17 protein-coding genes are annotated in these 22,569 nt (G+C 55.8%); 11 read left to right on the forward strand and 6 right to left on the reverse strand.

The genetic code is table 11. The features are described from left to right. Both ADICEAN_RS22345 and ADICEAN_RS13455 read right to left on the reverse strand, forming a co-directional pair. Positions 1–1,191, reverse strand: a 1,191-nt coding sequence (locus ADICEAN_RS22345; RefSeq protein WP_185094339.1) for an MBG-2 domain-containing protein, incomplete at its 3' end; no start/stop codon positions are given. Positions 1,192–2,340: 1,149 nt separating this feature from the next. Next, positions 2,341–3,333 carry a cation diffusion facilitator family transporter gene (locus ADICEAN_RS13455; protein WP_040397223.1) on the reverse strand — a complete coding sequence of 331 codons (993 nt, stop codon included), beginning with the start codon at positions 3,331–3,333 and terminating at the stop codon, positions 2,341–2,343. Positions 3,334–3,547: 214 nt separating this feature from the next. Between ADICEAN_RS13455 and ADICEAN_RS13460 the strand changes: the two genes are divergently transcribed. Next, a complete protein-coding gene (locus ADICEAN_RS13460) occupies positions 3,548–4,264 on the forward strand; it encodes a 3-ketoacyl-ACP reductase (RefSeq protein WP_009196168.1) in 717 nt (238 codons plus the stop codon). A gap of 66 nt (positions 4,265–4,330) precedes the next feature. On the opposite strand, the gene ADICEAN_RS21330 is transcribed toward ADICEAN_RS13460, so the two are convergent. Both ADICEAN_RS21330 and ADICEAN_RS13470 read right to left on the reverse strand, forming a co-directional pair. Next, entirely contained in the window at positions 4,331–8,473 is a 4,143-nt protein-coding gene (locus ADICEAN_RS21330; protein ID WP_009196169.1) for a chemotaxis protein CheB, read from the reverse strand. Positions 8,474–8,527: 54 nt separating this feature from the next. Continuing rightward, positions 8,528–10,084, reverse strand: a complete 1,557-nt coding sequence (locus ADICEAN_RS13470) for a GAF domain-containing protein (RefSeq protein WP_009196170.1) — start codon at positions 10,082–10,084, stop codon at positions 8,528–8,530. A 170-nt stretch (positions 10,085–10,254) separates the two neighbouring features. Between ADICEAN_RS13470 and pnuC the strand changes: the two genes are divergently transcribed. The 4 genes from pnuC to ADICEAN_RS13490 all read left to right on the forward strand — a co-directional run bounded on the left by pnuC (position 10,255) and on the right by ADICEAN_RS13490 (position 14,537). Then, entirely contained in the window at positions 10,255–10,941 is a 687-nt protein-coding gene (pnuC, locus tag ADICEAN_RS13475; protein ID WP_152426430.1) for a nicotinamide riboside transporter PnuC, read from the forward strand. A gap of 352 nt (positions 10,942–11,293) precedes the next feature. Further along, entirely contained in the window at positions 11,294–13,771 is a 2,478-nt protein-coding gene (locus ADICEAN_RS13480; protein ID WP_009196172.1) for a helix-turn-helix domain-containing protein, read from the forward strand. Positions 13,772–13,992: 221 nt separating this feature from the next. Then, positions 13,993–14,235 carry a hypothetical protein gene (locus ADICEAN_RS13485; protein ID WP_009196173.1) on the forward strand — a complete coding sequence of 81 codons (243 nt, stop codon included), beginning with the start codon at positions 13,993–13,995 and terminating at the stop codon, positions 14,233–14,235. After that, positions 14,226–14,537, forward strand: a complete 312-nt coding sequence (locus tag ADICEAN_RS13490; protein ID WP_009196174.1) for a type II toxin-antitoxin system RelE/ParE family toxin — start codon at positions 14,226–14,228, stop codon at positions 14,535–14,537. The genes ADICEAN_RS13485 and ADICEAN_RS13490 overlap by 10 nt, the downstream gene beginning before the upstream one ends. Positions 14,538–14,759: 222 nt before the next feature. Here ADICEAN_RS13490 and ADICEAN_RS13495 read toward each other — a convergent pair whose 3' ends face one another. Together ADICEAN_RS13495 and ADICEAN_RS13500 are read right to left on the reverse strand one after the other, a co-directional pair. Then, positions 14,760–16,031 (reverse strand): Y-family DNA polymerase, encoded by a 1,272-nt coding sequence (locus tag ADICEAN_RS13495; protein WP_009196175.1) that lies wholly within the window; start codon positions 16,029–16,031, stop codon positions 14,760–14,762. Then, entirely contained in the window at positions 16,028–16,462 is a 435-nt protein-coding gene (locus ADICEAN_RS13500; RefSeq protein WP_009196176.1) for a LexA family protein, read from the reverse strand. The genes ADICEAN_RS13495 and ADICEAN_RS13500 overlap by 4 nt, the downstream gene beginning before the upstream one ends. 596 nt (positions 16,463–17,058) lie before the next feature. On the opposite strand from ADICEAN_RS13500, the gene ADICEAN_RS13505 reads away from it, so the two are divergent. The 6 genes from ADICEAN_RS13505 to ADICEAN_RS13530 all read left to right on the forward strand — a co-directional run bounded on the left by ADICEAN_RS13505 (position 17,059) and on the right by ADICEAN_RS13530 (position 22,102). Next, positions 17,059–18,060: an SDR family oxidoreductase gene (locus tag ADICEAN_RS13505; RefSeq protein ID WP_009196177.1), complete on the forward strand. Its 1,002-nt coding sequence runs from the start codon at positions 17,059–17,061 to the stop codon at positions 18,058–18,060. A gap of 211 nt (positions 18,061–18,271) precedes the next feature. Then, entirely contained in the window at positions 18,272–19,000 is a 729-nt protein-coding gene (locus ADICEAN_RS13510; RefSeq protein WP_040397219.1) for a head GIN domain-containing protein, read from the forward strand. 154 nt (positions 19,001–19,154) lie between these two features. After that, positions 19,155–20,150: a bile acid:sodium symporter family protein gene (locus tag ADICEAN_RS13515; protein WP_009196179.1), complete on the forward strand. Its 996-nt coding sequence runs from the start codon at positions 19,155–19,157 to the stop codon at positions 20,148–20,150. A gap of 181 nt (positions 20,151–20,331) precedes the next feature. Then, positions 20,332–21,090: a 3-keto-disaccharide hydrolase gene (locus ADICEAN_RS13520; RefSeq protein WP_040397221.1), complete on the forward strand. Its 759-nt coding sequence runs from the start codon at positions 20,332–20,334 to the stop codon at positions 21,088–21,090. 268 nt (positions 21,091–21,358) lie between these two features. Beyond that, complete coding sequence (locus ADICEAN_RS13525; protein WP_009196181.1) at positions 21,359–21,733, forward strand: hypothetical protein; 375 nt, start codon at positions 21,359–21,361, stop codon at positions 21,731–21,733. A gap of 138 nt (positions 21,734–21,871) precedes the next feature. Then, positions 21,872–22,102: a Clp protease/crotonase-like domain-containing protein gene (locus ADICEAN_RS13530; RefSeq protein WP_009196182.1), complete on the forward strand. Its 231-nt coding sequence runs from the start codon at positions 21,872–21,874 to the stop codon at positions 22,100–22,102. Positions 22,103–22,569 lie beyond the last annotated feature (467 nt).

Genomic DNA, 22,569 nt, shown 5'->3' on the forward strand with positions numbered 1-22,569 from the left:
GGCATTGATGGTGAATGTGTTGTTGCTACCCAGGCTCAGGCTGTAGTTGGAGCCAGCAGATAGATTGCCTAAAGTGTAAGCATAAGGACCATCGGCCACGTTCTCACCGGCCGCACGGCCAAGAGCGCCTGTGAAGGCAGCATCAGGTAGGCTGGCATCGTTCGAGAAGGTGAAGACAGGATCAGCAGAGCCATATACCTTGCTTTGACCCGCAGTTGGCGTAACTACAACTGCTTTCGCATTCACAGTTAATTCCACCACATTACTTGTAACCGTACCACAAATACCGGTTATTATAACCCGATATTGGCTGCCACTTAAAGTAACGCTTGGATTTAAAACTGTATAAGAATTCGCATTAGTCCCTACATTAGTCCATGCGGCGCCTAAATTAGCTCTTGTTTGCCATTGATAGACAATCCCATCACCTTGAGCATTTACTGAGAAAGTAGGATTTGCTTCTCCGTAGGTAATAGACTTGTTGTTGGGCTGTATTGTAATTGATGGCGAAGAACATAGTGAATATGAGCCAGTGATTGCATTGGAACCTGTTAAATTTCCAGCTACTGTAAAACCCTGAGTGCCTGTAGATGCTGTATTTATATAAACTGGATCTGTTGAAGTATTTTTAAAAGTCCAAAATACCTGAGTGCCTTCTGCAGCCGCAACTTGCCCATTGTTTTGAGACTTGAAGGTAATAGTTTCTTCTTTTTGTGGTGAATTTGTAGGTGTAGCTGGAGTGTATATTACAATTACAGAAACATCTGTTCCATTTGGAAGGCCTGTTGCTCTGAAATGAATATTTGCGTCAGTAAAATAAGCTGTAGCTATCGATCCAGAAGTTTGACCTGTAGCAGTAAGCACAAAAGAAACCCCTAAATGCTTAATGTTTATTAGATACTGATCATAGTAAATATCACCATTTTCATCTGCAACAGTGCTTCTGTAATGATGGTCACTGGTGCAAACCCTTGGAGTTTCATGGAAATCGAATTCTACTGTTTCTCCTGGTGTCCAACCAGAGCCTGTTACGATAACATACTCCCCGGGAGCATAGTCATCCTTATCTGTAGTTACCGTCTGCGCGTAGCCACTTGAGGCTACCAAAAGTAGGGCGAGGAGCGTTAAGGTGTAGCGGGTAAGGCCTCCTCTGGCCGTACTCCACCCGATGCGTAAAAGTTCTAGATTCATATTGTGTTTGGATAAATGGTTCGTGTTTGGACAAAGCATAGGGGGTCACCGCCCTTCCGGGTGCCCTAAAGCACCCGGAAGGGCGGTTACGCATAGGCCTGTCTTATGTTGATGTAGCCTCCCCCTTCAGGGTCGGCGGCTTTGGTGTTGATAGGATCGGTGACGCTCGGTCAGCAGTTGTCTGGTGAAGCCCGTTCTGTAGTTCCCGGCTACAGGGCCATGGGCAGGGCTTCGGTGCTAGTAAAGGGTAGTGGCTATAGCTGCATGGGGCATATAATCAGCATTATGGTTGAGTAGGGTAGTTGCCGCAAAACCGGTGGAGCAGGACCAGCAAGGCATGGCAGGGGATATAGCTGCAGCTGTGCTGAGGGGTAGGATTTTAAAAACCTCCATCCGGTACTAATTTGTGATAAAAATCAGGAAAACCTCACCTGGCTATCTTGGAACCTTTCTGAGATTATTTAGTACGAAGTTAAGTGTTGTTTAAACATCATCAAAGTTTTCTTACATTAAAAAAAGATTAAAAAGTAGATACTATTTCTTGCTTCCGTACTACTCTTAAAAACTAAAAAATTGATTAACTACCTTTAAATCAGGCGTTAAGCTTTTGGTGTATATCCTGACCGTTTGCTCTTTGAGGGATAAAAAGTACATAGCCTTTTCTTCTTCTTACTTCTTTGCAGTAGCAAAATAATTTTTTGTTAGGTACATGCCCTGCATGGCATGGGCCGCAAGGGATTTTGCTCTGCCTGTGCCGAATGAATCCTTTTTGGGGCGGTCGTGCCGCTTAGCCCTGGCCAGGGTAATAAAAGCCCTGCTCGCCGGAGTAGTGGAGCTTACTTCTTCAGGCAAAAGGGGAATCATCAGGCAGCGCCTGGTCTACATTAGGCCGGTGACTAGCTGCCTGCCACCCTGTACCTGCGGGCAGGCAATGGCGCCGGTGCAGGGAGGGCGTGGGCTGCCGCTGCTTTTTCTGGCAGAGAAAGCAGCGGCCGGAAGGGTGTGTTGATGCAGATGTATTAAGAGGATGTTCTGAACATCTGCTGAGGGCTGACGCCCTGCCAATCCCTGGCCTGGTAGTGCGCTGCAGGGGGTATTGTTGATGCCCGGAGGCCGAACCGAGGGGCGATGCCCGGACGAGTGATAAGGTTAGTCCGGGGTCTGCAGGCTGTGCTTTTCGTTCTGGTAGGCATTGGACATGGTCCACTCAATGCGCCGCTGCAGGGGCTGCCGGCGCACGGGGCAATCGTCCTTCAGGCAGATGCCGCAGGAATGAGGGGGCAGGCAGGGGTCGCCGTGGATGGAAAACTCGGCCTCATGCGGCAGGTTCTGCTGCACCAGCCGGGTTACCTCATCAATCTCCCGGTGGGCCTCCTCCAGCGTAAAGTAGTAGGGCATGGTAAAATGAAAATCCAGGTGAATGCCCGCGCCAAAGCGCTGGATGCGCAGGTGGTGCACATCCATCCAGTTTTTGCTGCGGTGCCGGTTCAACAGCACAATTACCCGCTCCACCAGGCTCAGGTCGGCCTCGTCCAGAATGCCGCCCACAAAATCGCGCAGCAGGCGGTAGCCCGACAGGATGATGATGCCGCCAAACACGATCGCCACCACATTATCGATCCAGACCTGGCCGGTGAGGTAGATGAGCCCCAGGCCCAGCACCAGCCCACCGCTGGTCACCACATCGGTCATCAGGTGTCGGCCATCGGCCTGCATGCTGATGGAGTTGAGGCTGCGACCCTTTTTCAGCAGCATGTGTGCCAGTGCCCAGTTAACGCCTCCGGTAAAGAGGGTAAGGCCTATGCCCAGCCCCAGGGCGCTTACCGGCTGGGGATGAAAGAGGTTGTAGACCCCCTTGCCCATGGCGGCCAGCCCGGCGATGGCAATGAGCGCCCCCTCCAGCCCGGCCGACAAAAACTCGATCTTGCCATGGCCATAGGGATGGTCCAGGTCTTGCGGGCGGGCGGCATAGCCAATGCTGTAGAGGGCAAAACCGCTGGCGGCTACGTTCACAATGGACTCCAGCGCATCGGACAGAATGGCATTGGAGCCGGTGATCCACCAGCCGGCAAACTTTACCAGCATCAGCAGGGCGCCAATGAGCAGGGCGAGGCCTTGGTATTTCTTCTTATCCTGGAGCAAACTGCCGGAAGTTAGGCGCTGGATGCGCCGGGTATAAGGCTTAAAGGTATGAAAGCTGGAGAAGAGCTGGCGATTTTTAGCCCAAAAAATGCGCCCCTGCCCCTGCTTTTTGTTTTGCTGCTGAAAAGCGGCCTGCTGCCAACAACTGGCGGGTGCAAGGGTTATAGCAGGGAGCGGGCCGCTGTGCCGGCTTTTGCAACCTAACACATACACGATGGAATCATTAAAGGGAAGAGTAGCGCTGGTGACCGGCGCCGGAAAAGGAATAGGCCGCGCCATTGCCCTGGCCCTGGCGGCCGAAGGGGTGGCAGTTGGCCTGCTGGCCCGTACCGAGAGCGAGCTGAAAGACGTAGCCCGGGAGATTGAGCAGGAAGGGGTAAAAGCAGCCTATGCAACGGCTGATGTGGCCGATCGGCCGGCCGTAGAGCGGGCTGTGCAGGCCATACAGCAGCAGCTGGGTACCCTTGATATCCTCATCAACAATGCCGGCACCGCCAGCTTTGGCAAATTTCTGGAGCTCTCGCCCGAAGACTGGGAGCGCAATGTAAAGGTAAACCTCTTTGGGGTCTATTATGTGACCCGCGCCGTGCTGCCGAGCATGCTGGAGCAGCAGCGGGGCGATATCATCAACATCTCCTCTACGGCCGGCCTGCGGGGCGGTGCAGTCACCAGCGCCTACAGCGCCTCCAAGTTCGGGCTGATGGGCCTTACCGAATCGCTCATGCAGGAGGTGCGCAAGAGCAACATCCGCGTAAGCGTGCTTACCCCCAGTACGGTGGTAACAGACATGGCCTATAGCCAGAACCTGATTGGCAAAGAGGCAGACCGGGTGATGCACCCCGAAGACCTGGCCGAGCTCCTTATCGCCCAGCTGAAGCTTAACCGCCGCACCTTTGTAAAGGAGGCCAGCATGTGGTCTACGAATCCGTAGGGGGTGCCATCCTCCAAGGTTTTCAAAACCTTGGAATATCCTGCTGAACGCTAAGATTTCAGCACACTACTTCACCAGCAGGGGCTGCTTTTCCTGCTTGGCGGCAGATTTCTGGCGGAAGTAGATCTTAAAGGCGGTGCCTTTGCCTTCGGTGCTTTTTACCTCAATGCGGCCTTCATTATTTTCGATGATGCGCTTGACCATGTACAGGCCTATGCCGGTGCCATCCACATGGGTATGGAAGCGCTTAAACATGGTAAAGAGCTTTTTCTGCTGGGCTTCGCTCATGCCCAGCCCATTGTCAGTAAAGGTAAGCACCACATGCTTTTCCTTTTGCTCGGTGCTGATGCGGATGTGGGGCTGGCGATCCGGCGAGCTGTACTTCAGGGCATTGCTGAGCAGGTTGTAGAAAATGCTCTGCAGGTTTACCCGCGTATAGCGGATGCCGGGTACCTCAAAATGAGTTTCGATCAGCGCTCCGCTCTCTTCAATCTGCTTGCGGATATCGCAGCGCACATCTTCCAGCACTTCCTCAAACTGGAGTGGCTCAATCTGTTTTTCCAGATCCTTTTGCACCTTGGTGATCTCCAGCAGGCCGTGGATGGTGCGCTTCAGCTTTTCGATGGAGGCTTCTACCATATCCATCAGGCGCTTGTCCTTCTCATCCAGGTTCTGCTGCATTTTGGGGCCCAGCAGCATCATCAGGCCTTCCAGGTTGGCTACAGGCGCCCGCAGGTCATGGGAGGCGGTGTACACAAAGTTGTCCAGGTCGGTATTGATCTTGCGCAGGTTCTTATTGCTTTCCTGAAGCTCATCCTGGGCCTTTTTAAGGGTAGAAAGGTCTACCATGGAGCCCAGCATGCGGTAGGGGATGCCGTACTCATTCTCCAGGATGTAGCCCCGGTTGTAGACCCAGGTATAGCTGCCATCGGCCTTGCGGAACTGGTGCTCGGCCGACCACTGCTTCTGCCCCTTGTTGATGGCCTCATTGATCTCCTGCACAATGGCATCGCGCTCCTGCGGGTGCAGGCGGCTGAACCAGGATTCTACCCCCGGCTCTATCTCGTTCTGCTTATAGCCAAAGATCTCCACAAAGCCCTCGTTCCACCAGAACTCGCGGCTTACCAGCTTCCAGTCCCAGACCGCATCGTTGGTGGCGCGGGCCAGCAGCCGGAAGCGTTCTTCGCTTTCGGAGAGTTCCAGGGTGCGCTCGTTTACCCGCTTCTCCAGCTCGGCATTCAGTTTCAGGAGCTTTTCTTCGGCTTCCTTTACCTCATCATAGGCCTCCAGCAGGTCTTCTTCGGCACGTTTCTTCTCGCTGATATCAACTACGGTAAGGGCCAGGCCGCTGTCAATGGGTACGGCGGTAAGCTCCAGGTAGCGGTCCTGTTCCTCGTGCTGGTAGTGGTACTCCAGGTGCAGGGGGCTGCCGTTCTGGGCCGCGGCCAGCAGCTTTTTAAAGATACCGTCTTTTTTAAGCCCGGGCAGTTCCTGCGAGAGCCGCAGGCCTTCCAGCCCTTTGTGTTCCCGCTTAAAGAGCTGCCGTCCGGCCTTGTTGATCAGGGTCCAGACCAGGTCAAGGGGTTTGTTCTGCTTGTCTCCCAGCAGGCTAAAGGCCATGATGCCGTTGGCGGAGCTATCCAGGACCCCCTGCAGCAGGGTGCTCAGTTCCTTGGCTTTGGTGATGTCTACAAAAGTTACCACGGCGCCATCCACATGCCGGTCCTGCCGCAGGTAGGGGAGGATCTTCATCAGGTACACCTGCCCGTTGCGGGTTTCTACCTCCTTTTGCAGGGACTCGCCGGTTTTTAATACTTCTTCTATATCCGCTACCAGGTTCTCGGCCTTGATGTTGTAGGAGAGGTGGCTGATGGGCCGGCCCAGGTCAGATTCGATCAGGTTGATCTGCTGCTTGACCGAGGGGGTAAACTTGCGGATCAGCAGCTTGCGGTCCAGAAAGATCTGGCCAATATCGCTGCTGCGGAAATAGTTGTTGAGGTCGTCATTGAGCTCTTCAAGCTCCCGGATCTTTTGCTGGTGCTCGGCATTTACGGTATGCAGCTCTTCGTTTACTGATTGCAGCTCTTCGTTGGTGCTTTGCAGCTCTTCATTGGAGGAGATCAGCTCTTCGTTGGAGCTTTGCAGCTCTTCGTTGGCTGTTTCCATCTCTTCCACCATGGCTTGCAGGTCCTGCTTGGTATGGCGCAGCTCGCTCTCCAGCTCCAGCAGGCGGTCCAGGTTTACCTGTTGCTCGTACCGCGGCCGCTGGCCGGGCTCCACTTTTTCGTAGGCCTCTTCTTTAAAGAGCACCGAGATAAACTTGCGGTTGTACTGGTCGGCGTCCAGAAAGGGTTTTACCACCAGGCTTATCACCTGCACCATGCCCTCCCGCACCACTTCTATGCGGTTTGCCATGGCTTTTTCGTTGTTGCGGGTGGCTTTGCGCAGGGCCAGGTTCAGTGCCAGCGATACCTCTTTGGGCACCAGGCGCAGCAGGTTCATCTGCAGCTGCCGCTCGGGCATCTCCAGAAAGCGCTTGTAGTCGCCGGTGGCCTGTATCATGTCATACTCTTCGTTGATAAAGACCACCGCATAGCCAAGCTCTTCGGTCACCAGGCTGTGGAAGGCTTCCTGCAGCTCGGCTTCTACGGTGCGGGGGCGGGGGCGTACATCGGCCACCTTCTGGGCATAGAGCCGCTCCTTGTCGTGCACCGAGCCATCAAAGATAAAGTTCTTGCTTTTGTGAATGATGCGGTAAATGTTCCACTTCTTGCTTACCACCTTCAGGGCCGGCTCCAGCTCATCGCAATTTTCGCTGGAGCCCAAAAAGAGGTAGCCCCCAACCATGGAGGCAAAGTGCAGGGTGGCCAGTACCTTGCGCTGCAGCGTGGGCTTCATGTAAATGAGCATGTTGCGGCAGCTCACCAGGTCCATCTTGCTGAAGGGGGGGTCCTTGGTTACATTGTGCTGGGCAAAGATCACCATGCGGCGCAGTTGCTGGCTTACGCAGTAGCGGTTGCCCTCCCGGGTAAAGAACTTCTCCAGCCGCCCGGCCGGCACCTCATTGGCTATGCTCTCCGGGTAGGAGCCCTTGGCGGCGTATTCCAGCGCAACGGGGTCAATGTCGGTGGCAAAGATCTTTACGTTGATATCCTTGCCAGCCTTTTGCAGGCCCTCGCACAGCAGCATGGCCAGCGAATAGGCTTCCTCGCCGGTGCTGCAGGCCGTTACCCAGAGTTTGATGGGGTTATCGTGGCTCTTTTTCTTGATAATGTCGGGGATCACCTGCTCTTCCAGAATGGCAAAAGCATCGGGATCGCGGAAAAAGCGCGTTACGCCAATGAGAAACTCCTTTCCCAGGTAGTTGATCTCGTCAGGGTTATTCTGCAGGTAGTGGATGAATTCCTGGGGGCTGTCAATATCCAGCTGAATCATGCGGCGCATGATGCGGCGGTAGAGGGTCTGCTCTTTATAGGAGGAGAAATCATGCGAGGTATGCTCCCGCACCAGTTTTACAATTTCCTGCAGGTAGGCGCCATCTTCTTCCTTAAAGGCCAGGTTCTTAAACCGCTTGTTGTGCAGGTTTTCCGGGTAGCGGAATATTTCTTCGCCCATCAGCTCGGCAGGCAGGATCATATCGGCGCAGCCCGAGCTGATGGCGCTGTTGGGCATGCCATCAAACTTGGCAGTGGCAGGGTCCTGCACCAGCACCAGGCCGCCCTGCTGCTTGATGGCTTCAATGCCCCTGGTACCATCGGTGCCCGTGCCGGAGAGGATGATGGCAATGGCCCGGTCTTTTTTGTCCTGGGCCAGCGATTTCAGGAAGATGTCGATGGCCATGTTGGGGCCACTGCTATCGGCCTTGTCGGTGAGGCGCAGCTTGCCGTGGCGCACCGTCATGTTTTTGCCTGCGGGGATCAGGTACACCTGGTTGGGGCGGATGTGCACCCCTTCTTCTGCCTTTACCACTTTCATCTGGGTGTGCTTGGTCAGCAGCTCGTCCATGAGGCTTTTGTGGGTGGGCGAGAGGTGCTGCACCACCACAAAGGAGAAGTTCTCAGTCTGGGAGATGTTATCGAAGAGCTCGTTGATGGCCTCAAGGCCACCCGCTGAGGCGCCAACGCCTACAATGTAATGATCATCCTGGCGGGCAGTGGAGCGCTTCTGTCCCGGGAGGTGTGGTAATTCAGATGAAATAGGCGTGCTCATACAGCAAAAAAGGGCAACAATTTGGCTACGACCGATTAAAAAGAGTTGGGTTCATTACAGGCGTATATCTTCTTTAACCAGTTTTTCCAGAATCGCTGTTCTCAGCGTTTGGGCTGCCTCTAAAACCTCCGCCTGCCAGGGGTGTGAGGTGTATTCAACTTGTTCTTTCCACAAATTAAACGAATTTCTGGGATGATACTGTTTTCCGTCGGGCTCAAAATTTAAGGCTTCGTTGGGATTCCCCCCCCATTTGATGGTCTTGAGCACCTCGGGCCGGAAGCCCAGCAGGTACTGCCTGCCACCGGCAATCTGCAGCGCAATAAGGCCGCTGGCCAGCTGACGGTGGGGGGCTGCCTCACTAATCAGGCGCGGCAGGGAGTCGGTGGCAAACACCTTTTCCTTGTTGTAGCGGCTCAGCCAGCGGATCAGCTGGTGGATCAGGGTCTCGGGGGGTACCTCGCCGGCGGTCTCCAACCCATTGCGCGTTACCAGGGCCAGGCCGTTCACTTCCAGCAGGTTCAGCAGGGTGGCGGGCTGGGCTAGCAGGCCCTCGTCAAGCGACGGATGGGTATAGAGCTGTTCCAGCAGCTTAAGTTCTGATTTGTGCAGGCGGGAGCGGTAGCGGAAGCTCTCTTCTTTTTCCAGGGCGCTGATGCGGGCGGCAATAATGCCGGAAACGATCTCAAAGGTGGCCCGCTCCTCAAAAGAGGGCTGCTTGGCCTGGCGGTGGTGGCAGGAGATCAGGCCCCAGAGCTGGTTGCCGATCACCACGGGGGTAGACATGGAAGCGCGCACGCCCATGTTCTGCAAGTACTCCTGGTGCACCAGGGGCACGGCCCGCAGCACACACTGGGCTATATCGGTCAGGCTGCTGCTCAGGGGGTTTATGACCGGATAAAGCCGGGCTGCCGGAGCGGCTGCATCAGCAATGATGCGGTAGGGGGTATGCAGGTAAAGCTCCCGCGCCTGGCGGGGCACATCGGTAGCCGGAAAGCGCAGGCCCAGGTAGGAGTCGGGCAGGTCTACCGCCTGGGCTTCGGCCAGCACGCTGCCGTTCCAGTCCCGGTCAAAGCGGTAGAGCATGATGCGGTCGTAGCCCGACAGCTTTTTGAGCTCCCGGGTGGCCAGCTGACCCAGCTCCTCCAGGTTGCCGGCTTCCTTGAGGGCAGCCACTACATAGCTGATCTCCTGATAAATGGTGGTAAAGGCCATGGGCTGGGCGTCGGCCCGCAGCTCTTCCAGCTCCAGCAGCAGGTAGGCCTCCCGGCCGTGCAGCGTGGCCGAAAAGGTTTTGCTACCGGCCGGTGTTTTCAGTCGCAGGCTCAGGGGCAGGTAGCTAAAGGTATCGCGCTGGGCCAGTTTCTGCTGCAGGGCGCTACATTCGGCTGGGTCCAGAAACGATTCAAGGGGTTGTTTTACCAGCTCCTCGGCGGCCAGGCCCAGCAGCTGCTGGCTATTTTCGCTGGCTTGTACAATGGTGAGGCTCCTGGGTTGTAGTACCAATAGCAGACCATGCGGCTGAATTAAATTCAAAAAATTGAGCGGAATGCTGCCACAGAAGTCAGCATCCCCTTTTTTGCCCGACAAAGTGGGGGCGGGAATATTTTCCAATAGGGTATACTTTCAAATAAAACGTCTAGTATAGACAAATCTTTTTGGGGAACCAACCTAACATACGGCAAATGAGCAATTAAGTATACAGCCCCGCTTGGAAAGCTTGGCCCGCCGCCGTAATTATGTGCCGCCCCCGGCCCCACCTGCGGCCGGAGGCGCTACCCCCAATGGATAACGTAAAAACGATATGGGATGCCAGCTACGTGCTGGTGCAGATCGGGGACTATCCCCTGAGCTTTCTGGAGCTGATGGGCACCCTTACCGGGCTGGCGGCGGTGTACTATGCTGTCAGGGCCCATATCATCACCTGGCCTATCGGCATTCTTAACCAGCTGTTTTTCTTTCTGCTTTTTTACCAGGTGCAGCTCTACTCGGATATGCTGCTGCAGCTGGTCTTTTTTGGCGTAAGTGTGTGGGGCTGGCGCAACTGGCGCCGTGGGCAGCAGCAGGGGGTGCCCGTGGGGGTGTTGCCGGCGGCCTCCCGCTGGCTGTTTGCAGGGGTGCTGGTGCTGGGCACCGGGGGGCTGGGGGCCGTCATGGGCAGGATCCATCTCTGGCTGCCGCAGCTCTTTGCCCTGCCGGCGGCCTTTCCCTGGGCCGATGCCTTTACCAGCACGGCCAGTGTGCTGGCCATTACGCTGCAGGCCCGCAAAAAGCTGGAGAGCTGGTGGCTCTGGGTTGCGCTGGATGTGGTGGCCATTGGCATTTACTGGGCGCGGGATATCCGCTTCATTGCCGCTCAGTATGTAGTGTTTCTTTTGCTGAGCCTCTGGGGCTGGTGGCAGTGGCGCAGGGAGATCTTCCCTAGCCCTTCTCCTACTGGAGAAGGGAACCAGACCTCTAGTAATTCTTAAGGGTTCTAGAAATTTTCTAGCGTCCCCATACCTTTAGCATTTTCCATAGTTACTATTTTCTGGCTATCTCACGCAATTCCATAGACTTGGCTCCCTTCTGGCTAGCCTGCGCGGCCCGGCCGTCCGCCCTAAAGGAGACGGGTTGGGGCCCCCATGGAATGGCCACCATGGAATGGCCCCCATGGAATGGCCGCCATGGAATGGATGCGGTAATTTCTCTGGCAATCCTTCCCCCTTTTTCCGATATTCGCCTGAGAGTCCTAACAATACAACATCGATCTGGTTTTTAGATAGCGGAAGCGCTTGCCCAAAAACGCCGCTTCCCACTTTTTAACCAACACCCCTTTGCCGCATGCAGCAGCCCGAAAATAAACAGCTTCAACTGGCCTATGAGTATGTAGAATATACCAACAAGCATATTTTCCTGACAGGCAAAGCAGGCACCGGCAAAACCACCTTTCTGCAGAACCTGAAAAAGCGCCTGCCCAAGCGCATGGTGGTGGTGGCCCCTACGGGGGTAGCTGCCATGAATGCCGGCGGGGTTACCATTCATTCCTTCTTTCAGATCCCTTTTGGTCCCTACATTCCGGGGGCGGCCTCTCGCGGTGCGGCACAGACAGGCGGCGATCGGCAGGTCAAGAAATTCAGCCGGGAAAAGATCAACATCATCCGCAGCCTGGACCTTTTGGTGATCGACGAGATCTCCATGGTGCGGGCCGATGTGCTGGATGCCATCGACGAGGTGCTGCGCCGCTACCGGGACCGCACCCAGCCCTTTGGCGGGGTGCAGCTGCTCATGATCGGCGATCTGCAGCAGCTGGCCCCCATTGCCCGGGAAGAGGAGTGGAAGCTCCTGCGGCAGCATTACAGCACCGTGTATTTTTTTGGCAGCCAGGCCCTGCAGCAGAGCGAGTATGTGCCCATTATGCTGCAGCACATTTACCGGCAGCGCGATGAGACGTTCATAAATATCCTCAATGGCATCCGGGAAAACCGGCTGGCGGGGCCCCTGCTGCAGCGCCTCAATGAGCGCTGCCAGCCCGGCTTCAGCCCCGCTGCCTCCGAAGGCTACATCACCCTTACCACCCACAACCAGCAGGCCCAGCAGATCAACGAGCGGGAGCTGCAGCAGATTGGCGGGAAGGCCCATACATTCAAGGCCGGTGTGGAGGGCGATTTTCCGGAATACAATTACCCCACCGAGCTGCAGCTGGTGCTCAAAAAAGGGGCGCAGGTGATGTTTGTTAAGAACGACCTGGCCCGGGAAAAGCGCTACTACAACGGCAAGATCGGCACCGTAACCGACATACTGGAGGATGTGATTGTGGTGCAGGGTCCTGAAGATGAAGACCCTATTTATGTAGAGCAGGCCGAGTGGCACAACTATAAGTATACCCTGGATGAGCAAACCAAAGAGATACAGGAAAGTGTTGTTGGCACCTTTCGCCAGTACCCCCTGAAGCTGGCCTGGGCCATCACCATTCACAAAAGCCAGGGGCTTACCTTTGATAAGGCCATCATTGATGCCAATGCCGCCTTTACCCACGGGCAGGTGTATGTGGCCCTGAGCCGCTGCCGCTCCCTGGAGGGCCTGGTGCTCACCCAACCCCTGGCGCCCGGCAGCATCATCAGCGATGCCACCATTATCGGCTTCAACGGCCGGGTGGAACAGAACCAGCCCGGCCCCGATGCCCTCAAGGGCGCCCGGCAGGAGTACCAGCAGCGCCTGCTGCTGGAGCTCTTTGATTTTGGCGGGCTGGGCCGGCGCATTGGCTACCTGCACAAGCTGCTGCGGGAGCATGCCGGCAGCCTGGCCGGTACCCCCCTTGAAATCATCAGGCCGCTGGAGGAGGGCTTTCGCACGGCCATTGAGCAGGTGAGCCACAAATTTGGCCACCAGCTGCAGCAGCTGGGCCTCTATGAGGGGATGGTAGAGGAGAACCGGGCGCTGCAGGCCCGCGTGCAGCAGGCGGCTCCCTACTTTGCCGGAAAGCTCAGCGAGCTTGTGCTGGAACCCCTGAAAGACCTTAGCCTGGAAACCGACAACAAAGAAGTAAAGAAAAGCCTGAAGACCGCCCTGGAGGCCCTCTTGCAGGACGCCCAGATCAAAGAAGCCGGCCTGCAGGCCAGCAGGGGGGGCTTTACCACCCAGGCCTACCTGCAGGCCCGCGCCCTGGCCAGCCTGGAAGAAGCCAAAACAAAGCCGCAGAAAAAGGACGGCACCCCCTATGTGCCCTCTGACCATCCCGAGCTCTATCAGCGCCTGCGCCAGTACCGCGATGAGATGGCCATAGAGCATGACCTGCCCCATTACATGATCATGCAGCTCAAGACCATGGAAGAGCTGGCCGCCCGCCAGCCCCGCACCCTGGCCGAGCTCAAAAAGATCAAAGGCCTGGGCAAAAAGAAGATCGAGCAGATGGGGGAGGACCTGCTGGCCATCATCAACAGCATGGCCAAAGGACCCGCTCCAACCCCTGAGCCGGATCGGGAATCCGAAGCCGCAGCCCGGGCCGAGAAAAAGGAGAAGAAAGATTCCAAGCTGGAGACCCTGGCCCTGTTTAAAGCCGGCCATTCGCTGGAGGAGATCATGGAGATCCGGGGCCTGGCCCGCTCCACCGTCGAGACTCACCTGAGCCAGTTTGCCGGCTCCGGCGAGCTGGACATGGACCGCCTGGTGCCCCGCGAAACCCAGTCGCTCATTGCCGGCTATGTAGAGGAAATGGGCTTTACCTCCCTGGGCGAGGCCAAAGAAATTCTGGGCGAGGGCGTCTCCTACTTCGAGCTGCGCCTGGTGATGCGGGAGCTGCAGGAGCAGCAGAGTAGGTGAGGGGCGGAAAAGCAGCAAGCCCCTGTCCCCTGAAGGTCTTGTGCGAATGGAAAAAATGCGCTATGTTATCTTCGCTAAGCGCTGCAGCGTGACAGCAGTTACAAAGAAAATAACAGTAATTGCTGCTGGTATCAGGTTGCTGGTGCCAGGCAAAAAAGTGCCTATCGCAACCCTCACATCGAAAAGATTGTTTACTTTGGGTAAGATAAACTCTAAGGGATATGAATATACAAACGAGGAAATTAAGCTTGATTGAAGAGTTTCTCCATATTAATGATGAGGAGATAATTTCTAAGGTAGAATCCCTTATTAAAGAGGAAAAAAGCAAAAAGTACGAGAGTAGCCAGACTCCCATGTCTATGGACGAATTTCGTGCAATGATAGACCAGGCACAGCTTGACAGTGAAGAAGGTCGTGTTATTTCGCATCAGGATTTGAAACGGAAAATCCAGACATGGAAATAATTCTTGTCTGGTCTCAATTAGCCGAAAGACAGCTGCGATCAATCTACGATTATTATTATGTGAAAGCCAGCCCATCAGTCGCCAAAAAGCTGACCAACAGAATAGTAAGAAAAGTATCAATACTTGAGGAAAATCCCCTTATCGGCCAAAAGGAAGAATTGTTGGTAGACTACACTGAGGACTATCGCTATCTCGTAGAAGGGAATTATAAGATTGTTTACTGGATTCAAAAACAGACCATCACGATTGCTGCTATTTTTGATTGCAGGCAAAATCCGGTTGAGATGAAAAATATCACATGAGCCTGGCACCACAACAGAATAACGCAAGCGCCCTCACAGCTTCGCAAGGGTCTCTGCCGGTATAAACAAGTGACCACAGAACGAAAAATTGCCCGGCCAAGAGCCGGTACCTCGATCGCATGGTGTGGCTCTATGAGGATATGAAGACCCGGCATGAGGAATACCGGTGCTGGGACTATTAAGGGGAGCAGGACATGCCCTACACGTGCTCATTAAACCGCACTACCCCCTCACCAGTAGCACCTCGGCCAGGCTGGTGGTATAACAGGGCGATAGCTTTTCCCGCCGCAGGCGCCAGTCTTTGGCGTAGCCCAGAGACGCTACCCGCACCTTTTCCTGCCCGTAGCGGCTGTTGAGGGAATCCATCACCTTCATCAGGCGGCTGTTTTCTTCTGAGCTGGCAAAGAGATCCTGCTGCACCTGTAGCCTGGGCACAATTTTGCTCACAATCACGCCGGCTTTTTTGTAGCGATAGCCCTTTTTATAGATCATGTCCAGGCCCCGGAGGGCCGCGCGCACCAGCACCCGGCTGTCGGCCGAGGCCTGGGGCAGCAGCAGCGTCTGGGCATTGGCATATTGGGGCTCGTTTTCCTTAAAGCGGTTGGTGTGCACAAAAACGGTGAGGGCCCCGGCACAGCTGCCCTCGCGCCGCAGCTTAAACGCACAGCGGCTGGCATGGGTGCTGACGGCTTCCCTTATCAGCTCCACATCCTCAAGCATGTCGGGAAAGGAACGGCTGGTGCAGATGTTTTGCTTGGCCTGGGCCACCAGCTCCAGCGACAGGCAGGACTGGCCACGCAACTCCCGCTGCAGCCGCTGCCCCACTACCGACATATGCTGCTTTACCCAGGACTCGGGCAGCTGCGTAAAGGCCAGAGCCGTGCTGGCTCCCTGCTGCATAAGGCGCTCGGCATGCTTGCGGCCGATGCCCCAGACGTCGCCAATGGGAAAATTCTGCAGAATTTCTTCCCGCTTGTGCCCATCCAGCACAAATACCCCCACCTTTTTATGCTGCGGATGTTTTTTGGCGATGTGGTTAGCTACCTTGGCCAGGGCTTTGGTGGGGCCGATGCCTACCCCTACGGGAATGCCCACATGCCGGCGCACCGTGGCCCGCAGCTCCTGCCCCCAGCGTAGCAGAGCGTCGGGCTCGCTGCCGCCCGGCAGGCCGTCGGCATCCAGAAAGGCCTCGTCGATGCTGTAGACTTCCACATGGGGACTGAATTGCCGCAGCGTTTCCATCACCCGGGCCGACATATCGCCGTAGAGGGTGTAGTTGGAGCTGAACACCTGCACCCCCTGCTGCTCAATGAGCTCCCGGATCTCAAAGGCCGGCGTGCCCATTTTAATGCCCAGATCCTTGGCCTCCTGGCTGCGGGCAATTACGCAGCCATCGTTGTTGGAGAGCACCACAATGGGCTGGCCCTCCAACAGGGGGTCGAACACCCGCTCGCAGCTGGCGTAAAAGTTATTGCAGTCAACCAGGGCCATCATGCATGCCGGGCGTTTTTGATGATGTAGGTCACCACCCCCCAGACAATCAGCTCGCCGCCATCTTCCAGCTCGATGACCGGAAACAACTTGTTGGTGGGCATCAGGAACAGGCGGTTCCCTTTTTTGCGGATGCGCTTTACGGTAAACTCGCCATTCACAAAGCAAAGCGCAATAGTATCATCTTTGGTGGGCAGTGAGCGGTCTATCACCAGCAGATCGCCTTCTTCCATATCGCCGCTCATGCTGGTGCCGCTTACCCGGGCCAGAAAGGTGGCCGAGGGGTTGCGGATCAGCTCCCGGTTCAGGTCGATCTTGTCTTCCAGGTAATCCTGGGCAGGGGAGGGGAAGCCCGCCGCCACATAGCCCACCACCGGAATACCCAGCGTTGCAAGTGATTCGGAGGGGTGCAGGCGCACTAAAATGCGTTCCATAGCCGTCTGGTTTTGGTTGAAAGACTAAATATATTAGCAAGTATACGAACTGCCGGGCCAGCAAAATGTTCCTTTGCTAATAATTTTATCAACAACTTATGCCAACGGTTTGTGGATAAGGGGGGAGAAACCTCATCCCTAGCCGGGCGCCCCCCGCCCTTCTCCTTAAAGGAGAAGGGAGACTAAGCCGGTGAATCGTTTGGTGATTTTCAACTATAGTAGGAAAGCAGTTACTTTCTTGTGGGGGTAGAGTTCAGTGAAGGGCCGCTACTTAATTTGTAAAGCAAAATGCAGTCCCTTGCAGGATCAGGTCCACTATTAAGGCAGCAAGGTCCCTTTTCCCAATGCAGAAAAAAATCGCCAAACGATTAACGATCCAGTCCCCCTTCTCCAGAAGGAGAAGGGCGGGGGCGCCCGGCTAGGGATGAGGTGACCCCCAAAAAAAACCACTGCTGTAGGCGCAGGAGCAATTTTGTAAAGATTGGGAAGATGGGATGCAAACTATAAGTTATATTGCAGCCTTGTTCTAGGGATGCGGACCAGTCCCGAACTGTGGCGCCGCACCCCTTTGTGCCAGCAAGCCCCTCATGTAACCCATGTATCAAACCCCCTACCATACCCAGGATCTGAGTCAGTACCGCTTTTTAGTGACCGGGGGCGCCGGCTTTATTGGGTCCAATCTGGTGGAATACCTGCTGAAATGGGGCGCCGGCAAGGTGCGGGTGCTGGACAATTTTGCCACCGGCTCGCAGGCTAATATAGCAGCATTCAAGGCTAACCCTGCATTTGAGCTGCTGGAAGGCGATATCCGGGAGCTGGACACCTGCCGCAAGGCCCTGGAAGGCATCGATCTGGTATCCCACCAGGCGGCCCTGGGCTCGGTGCCCCGCTCCATCCACGACCCCCTGGCCAGCAATGAAGTGAACATCAGCGGCTTTCTGAACATGCTGGTAGCGGCCCGTGATGCCGGGGTAAAACGAATGGTCTATGCGGCCAGCTCCAGCACCTATGGCGATCATCCGGCCCTGCCCAAGGTAGAGGAGCAGATCGGCCAGCCCCTGTCGCCCTATGCCGTCACCAAGTATGTCAACGAGCTCTATGCCGGGGTTTTTTCCAGTACCTATAACTTTCATACCCTTGGCCTTCGGTATTTCAATGTCTTTGGCCCTCGCCAGAACCCCCGTGGCCCCTATGCGGCGGTGATTCCGCTCTTTATCGAAGCAGCCCTGAGGGGGGAGGCGCCTACCATCAATGGCGATGGCCAGACCAGCCGCGACTTTACCTTTGTGGAAAATGCCGTGCAGGCCAACATCAAAGCAATGCTGGCAGAAGGGATAAGCAAGCATGAAGTAGTGAACATTGCGGTTGGGCAGCGCACCACCCTCAATGAGCTCTGGCAGCAGATCAGCGGAATTGCCGGCATTAGCCTGTCGCCGCATTACCGCGAAGAACGCCCCGGCGATGTGCGGCACAGCCTGGCCGATATTGGTAAAGCGCAGAAGTTGTTTGGGTACACCCCCCTTTACTCGGTGCCGCAGGGGCTGGCTCTGGCCTATGCCTGGTATAAGGCGGCAGGCAGCCAGTTTTCAGGGAGATAGGGAGCCACAACGCGGCCACACCACAGACCTGCAGGCCTCTCTGGCCCGTACCGGCAGCTGAGGGGCGGTACCAACTCTTTTTTTTCCGTCTTGTGCAACCTTTGCGCCCCCGGAGTCATCTACCAGAAGAGCAGGTGCCAGCAAGGCTAGTCCGGCTGTAGCAGCAGGTACGCCAGCCGTTGGTGTGTTCTTACCCTTTATCCCTATACCCATGAAAACGTTTTTACTGCCAGCCCTTTTTCTTACTATGCTTGGCCTGATCGGTAGCCTGCCCACCACGGCCCAGGAGCGGGTTACCCGGAGCGTAGCCAATTTTACCGCCCTCAAGGTGATGTCGGGCATCGATGTGTACCTCTCCCAAAGCGATAGCCCTTCGGTGAAGATAGCGGTAGACTCGGAAGAAACGCTGCAGGACCTGGTGGTGGAGGTAGATGCCAGCAATACGCTGGTGCTGCGGCTGCCGGCCAATAAGCAGATGCGGCGCTGGTGGGGCTCTCAGACCAATACGCGGCGGGTAAAGGCCTATGTGAGTTTTCGGCAGCTGACGGATATTCAGGTAAGTGGCGGTTCCGATCTCTTTGGCGAAGGTCCGCTCCGGTTCCAGCGCCTGCGTATGGCAGCCTCGGGCGGTTCCGATATCCGCATGAACCTGACGGCCGATGAGCTGGAGGTGACCTGCAGCGGTGGGGCCGATGCCGAACTACAGGGCCGGGCAGGCACCTTTACGGCAAGGGCCAGCGGCGGTAGTGACCTTAAAGCGCAGGAGCTGGAAGCGCAGGTAGCTACTGTTAACGTGTCAGGCGGCTCTGATGGCTACATCAAGGTGGTGCGGGAGCTCACAGCAACAGCCAGCGGCGGCTCCGACATTGTCTATTGGGGAAGCCCTGCCAAGGTAAGCTCCAATGCCTCGGGCGGCAGCGAGATCAAAAAGGGAGGATAACCCGCCAAAAAGCTGCAGAAAGGGGGTAGCCCGCGTAGTATACGCAGGCTACCCCTGTTTTTTTCATTTGCAAGTTGGCGCTTCCAGAAGTACCTTCGCCCGGTATGCACCAGAGGCTGCGGCTTTAAGCAGCTTTGGTTACCTGCCTGTGCCTGTGAATCCATTGCGCTTTGTAAAATTAGACCGTTTTGTGCTGGCCCTGCTGGCTACCGTAGGGCTGGCGTACCTGCTGCCGCAGGGAGGGTCGCCGGACTCGCCGCTTCCGCTGGCCGCTATCAGCAGCCTGGGCGTTTCGCTTATCTTCTTCTTCTACGGCCTTAAACTAAGCCCGGAAAAGATCCGCATGGGCCTGCGCAACTGGCGGCTGCACCTGCTGGTGCAAAGCACTACCTTTCTGATGTTTCCGCTACTGCTGCTGCCCTTTTACCCCCTGATGCAGGGCGAGCGCCAGCAGCTGCTCTGGCTGGCCCTGTTCTTTCTGGCGGCGCTGCCCTCTACGGTTTCCTCCTCGGTGGTGATGGTATCCATTGCCAGGGGAAATATTCCGGCAGCCATTTTTAATGCCAGCATTTCGGGCATTATCGGCATTTTGCTTACCCCCCTGTGGATGGGCCTGTTTCTGCAAAGCCAGGCGAGTGCTGCTACTGGAGAGGCCTTTGACTTTAGCCACATTTATGGAAAGCTGGTGCTGGAGATCATACTGCCGGTGGCGCTGGGCATTGGGCTGCAGCGATGGGGGCATGGGCTGGCTACCCGCTACAGCCGGCAGCTGAGCCTGTTCGACCGGGCCATTATTCTGCTGATCGTGTACAAGAGCTTTGCCGAATCCTTTGCCGGTGGGGCCTTTTCGGCCATTCGGCTGCTGGACCTGCTGTTGCTGCTGGTACTGGTGCTGCTCCTGTTTTTTGCCGTTTACGGACTGGTCTACTGGCTCACCAGCCTACTGGGCTTTTCTGCCGAAGATAAAATTGCGGCCCTTTTCTGCGGCTCCAAAAAATCGCTGGTGCACGGCACCGTCTTTTCAAAAGTGCTCTTTGGCCAGTCGGCTGTGGTGGGGCTTATGCTGCTGCCTCTTATGCTGTACCATGCCCTGCAGATCCTCATCATCAGCCTTATAGCCGGACGCTACGCCCGGGATGGCAGAAGCTAAGACCGAACGGATTTACGCGCAGCCTGGCTACAGTCCCTTCCCCATCAGTTTCTGGCCGTATCCCTTTCCTGACAGCTTTACTAGGGAAGGAGCTTGAGTGTAGGGGACACAAATCAGCTGGGGCGAGGCTTTTTTTGGGGAAAACTTTTTATCTTCCCTGCCAGGCCCTTTACCAATGACCATGAGATACCCCCTGCTCCACCTGCCACTGGCTGTACTGGCCGCCGGCCTGCTGCTTGTTTCCTGCTCCGCCACCCCCGATAGGACTCTCCGCCACAATACCCTGAGCGAACAGGAGCAGCAGGAGGGCTGGGAGCTGCTCTTTGATGGCCAGAGCCTGCAGGGCTGGCACAATTACGGAAAGGAAGGGGTAGGACCGGCCTGGCGGGCAGATTCCGGGGCGCTGCACCTCTATGTGGCCCAGCGGGCCGGCAACAAAGTGCCCGGCGGCGGCGATCTGGTGACAGATCGGGTACTGGAGGGCGATTTTGAGCTGAAGATCGACTGGCGGGTAGGCCCCCTGTCCAACAGTGGTATCTTTTTCTTTGTAGAAGAAGATACAGCACAGTACCCGGAGATCTACCACAGCGGCATGGAGCTGCAGATCTTTGACGATGCCATCTACAAGGGGGTTGAAGAAGAAAATGCCCACCGGGCCGGCGACCTCTTTGGGCTGGAAAGCGCCGGGGGTAATACGGTGCGGCCGGTAGGGGAGTGGAACCAGGTACATGTGCTGCACAAGGGGGGATTTTTCAGGGTGTACATGAACGGGGTCATGATCCATAACCTTGACCTCAACAGCCCCGACTGGCAGGCCGCCATTGCCGGCAGTGGCCTGAAGCAGGCGCCCATCAGCCGGGGCCATTACCGGGGGCGGTTGGGGTTGCAGGACTGGGGCAGTGAGGTCTGGTACCGCAACATCAAGCTGCGGGAATTGTAGCAAGTTGTTTAATGATGCGGGTGAATGGATGATGATTTGTAAAACAGGAAATTTTTTTGTTGTATTTTTCGCATGATGGATTGCCTTTAGGGGCGAAACAGGCACTTCTTCTTCTCTGTTAATTGTAACTTATTGATAGCAAGCAATTTGCATCTGCGTTTAGGGCCGGGGAGCGGAACAAACTGCAGCTGTAGCCGGGTTGATGGTGATGAATCCTTCATACAGGGATGACATCTACTTTCTATCCGTGACGTAGCTTGCAGCACACATGATACAAGAGAAAATTTCAGTAGAAACTCGTTCCCAATCCCTCAGCGCCCTTTCCAGAATTGCGCAAAACAGCCAGCAGTATTATACCCTGCTGGAGAAGCCCATGGGTGAGGATGGTCCGGGCTATGAAGAGATGGAGCAGTATCATGCCTTTTTACAAAATCTGCCCGAGGGCTTAAAAGCCCATTTTCAGCGCAAGGGCTATGCCGCTACCCGTAAAAATGTACTTTTCCGGCGCTTTTTGCTGGAGCGCTCCGGCAAGTGCATGAAGGCCTTTTTACAGGAGAGTCTGGATGCAGCCGAGTTTCGGCTCTGGCAGGAGCAGGACAGCTACCAGCAGGAGCTGCTGCAGCGGCTCAACCAACTGGGCTAGACGCAGCCCCTGCCCGGCAGGCCCCATCCCAAACCCCTGTCTGCTGCCTGGCTTGTGCACTGTGCTGTAACAAAGTAGGCCAATCGTTAAACAATTGCAGGGCCGTTGGGTTTAGGCAGAAACCTCTCCCCATTTTTTATGTCTCTCTCCATCGAGCACCTCAAACAAGCGGCCGAAGAAAAGGCCCGGGAACGGCGGCATTTTGAGCAGATCAAGCAGCAGCGCATGCGCAGCCTGCAGCATCTGGATAAGCAGATCGACCGCCTGCGGCTGGAAGAAGCCCTGCTGCAGGGTGAGATCCGCTACCGGCAGCAAAGCACCATACAGGAGGCCCTGGCCGGTGTAGACCGCTTCGGAAAGCTGGTGTAAATATATCGGGCTGCTTTGTTGCCCCTTTCTAAGGGCAGCTACCCCTTCTCCGCTAGCTTCCCTGCTACCGGACCATAACCCGCCGCCATACCTTGGCGCTAATGCACGACTTAACAGGCATTTGCTGCCTGCGGCTCCCTTTTTTTGGCCACAATAAATAGAAGGGGTTTGTTGATTACTACCCAAAATCAAGCTACCTTACCTGAAGAAGAGGGAAGTTAAGCTTCCGGCTATCAGTCAATTATAGTCTGTGGGCTGCTGTTTTCAGCCTTGTGAACCACTTCTTCTGAAGCACACTTTTTTCATCTGTACTGTTGGCATTCTTTACGGCTGACAAGGGGCCCCGCCAGTGCCGTTTGTCAGGGAGTAAGGCGCTATCGCTGGTATACTGCCTGAGCGGGATCTGATCCCCCTGCCGGCTTCCTCCAGCTCCTGTAGCTGCGCAGAAGTCCGGAATTACCCCCCCC

This window comes from Cesiribacter andamanensis AMV16, from assembly GCF_000348925.1.
In the GTDB taxonomy this organism is placed as follows: Bacteria; Bacteroidota; Bacteroidia; order Cytophagales; family Cyclobacteriaceae; genus Cesiribacter; species Cesiribacter andamanensis.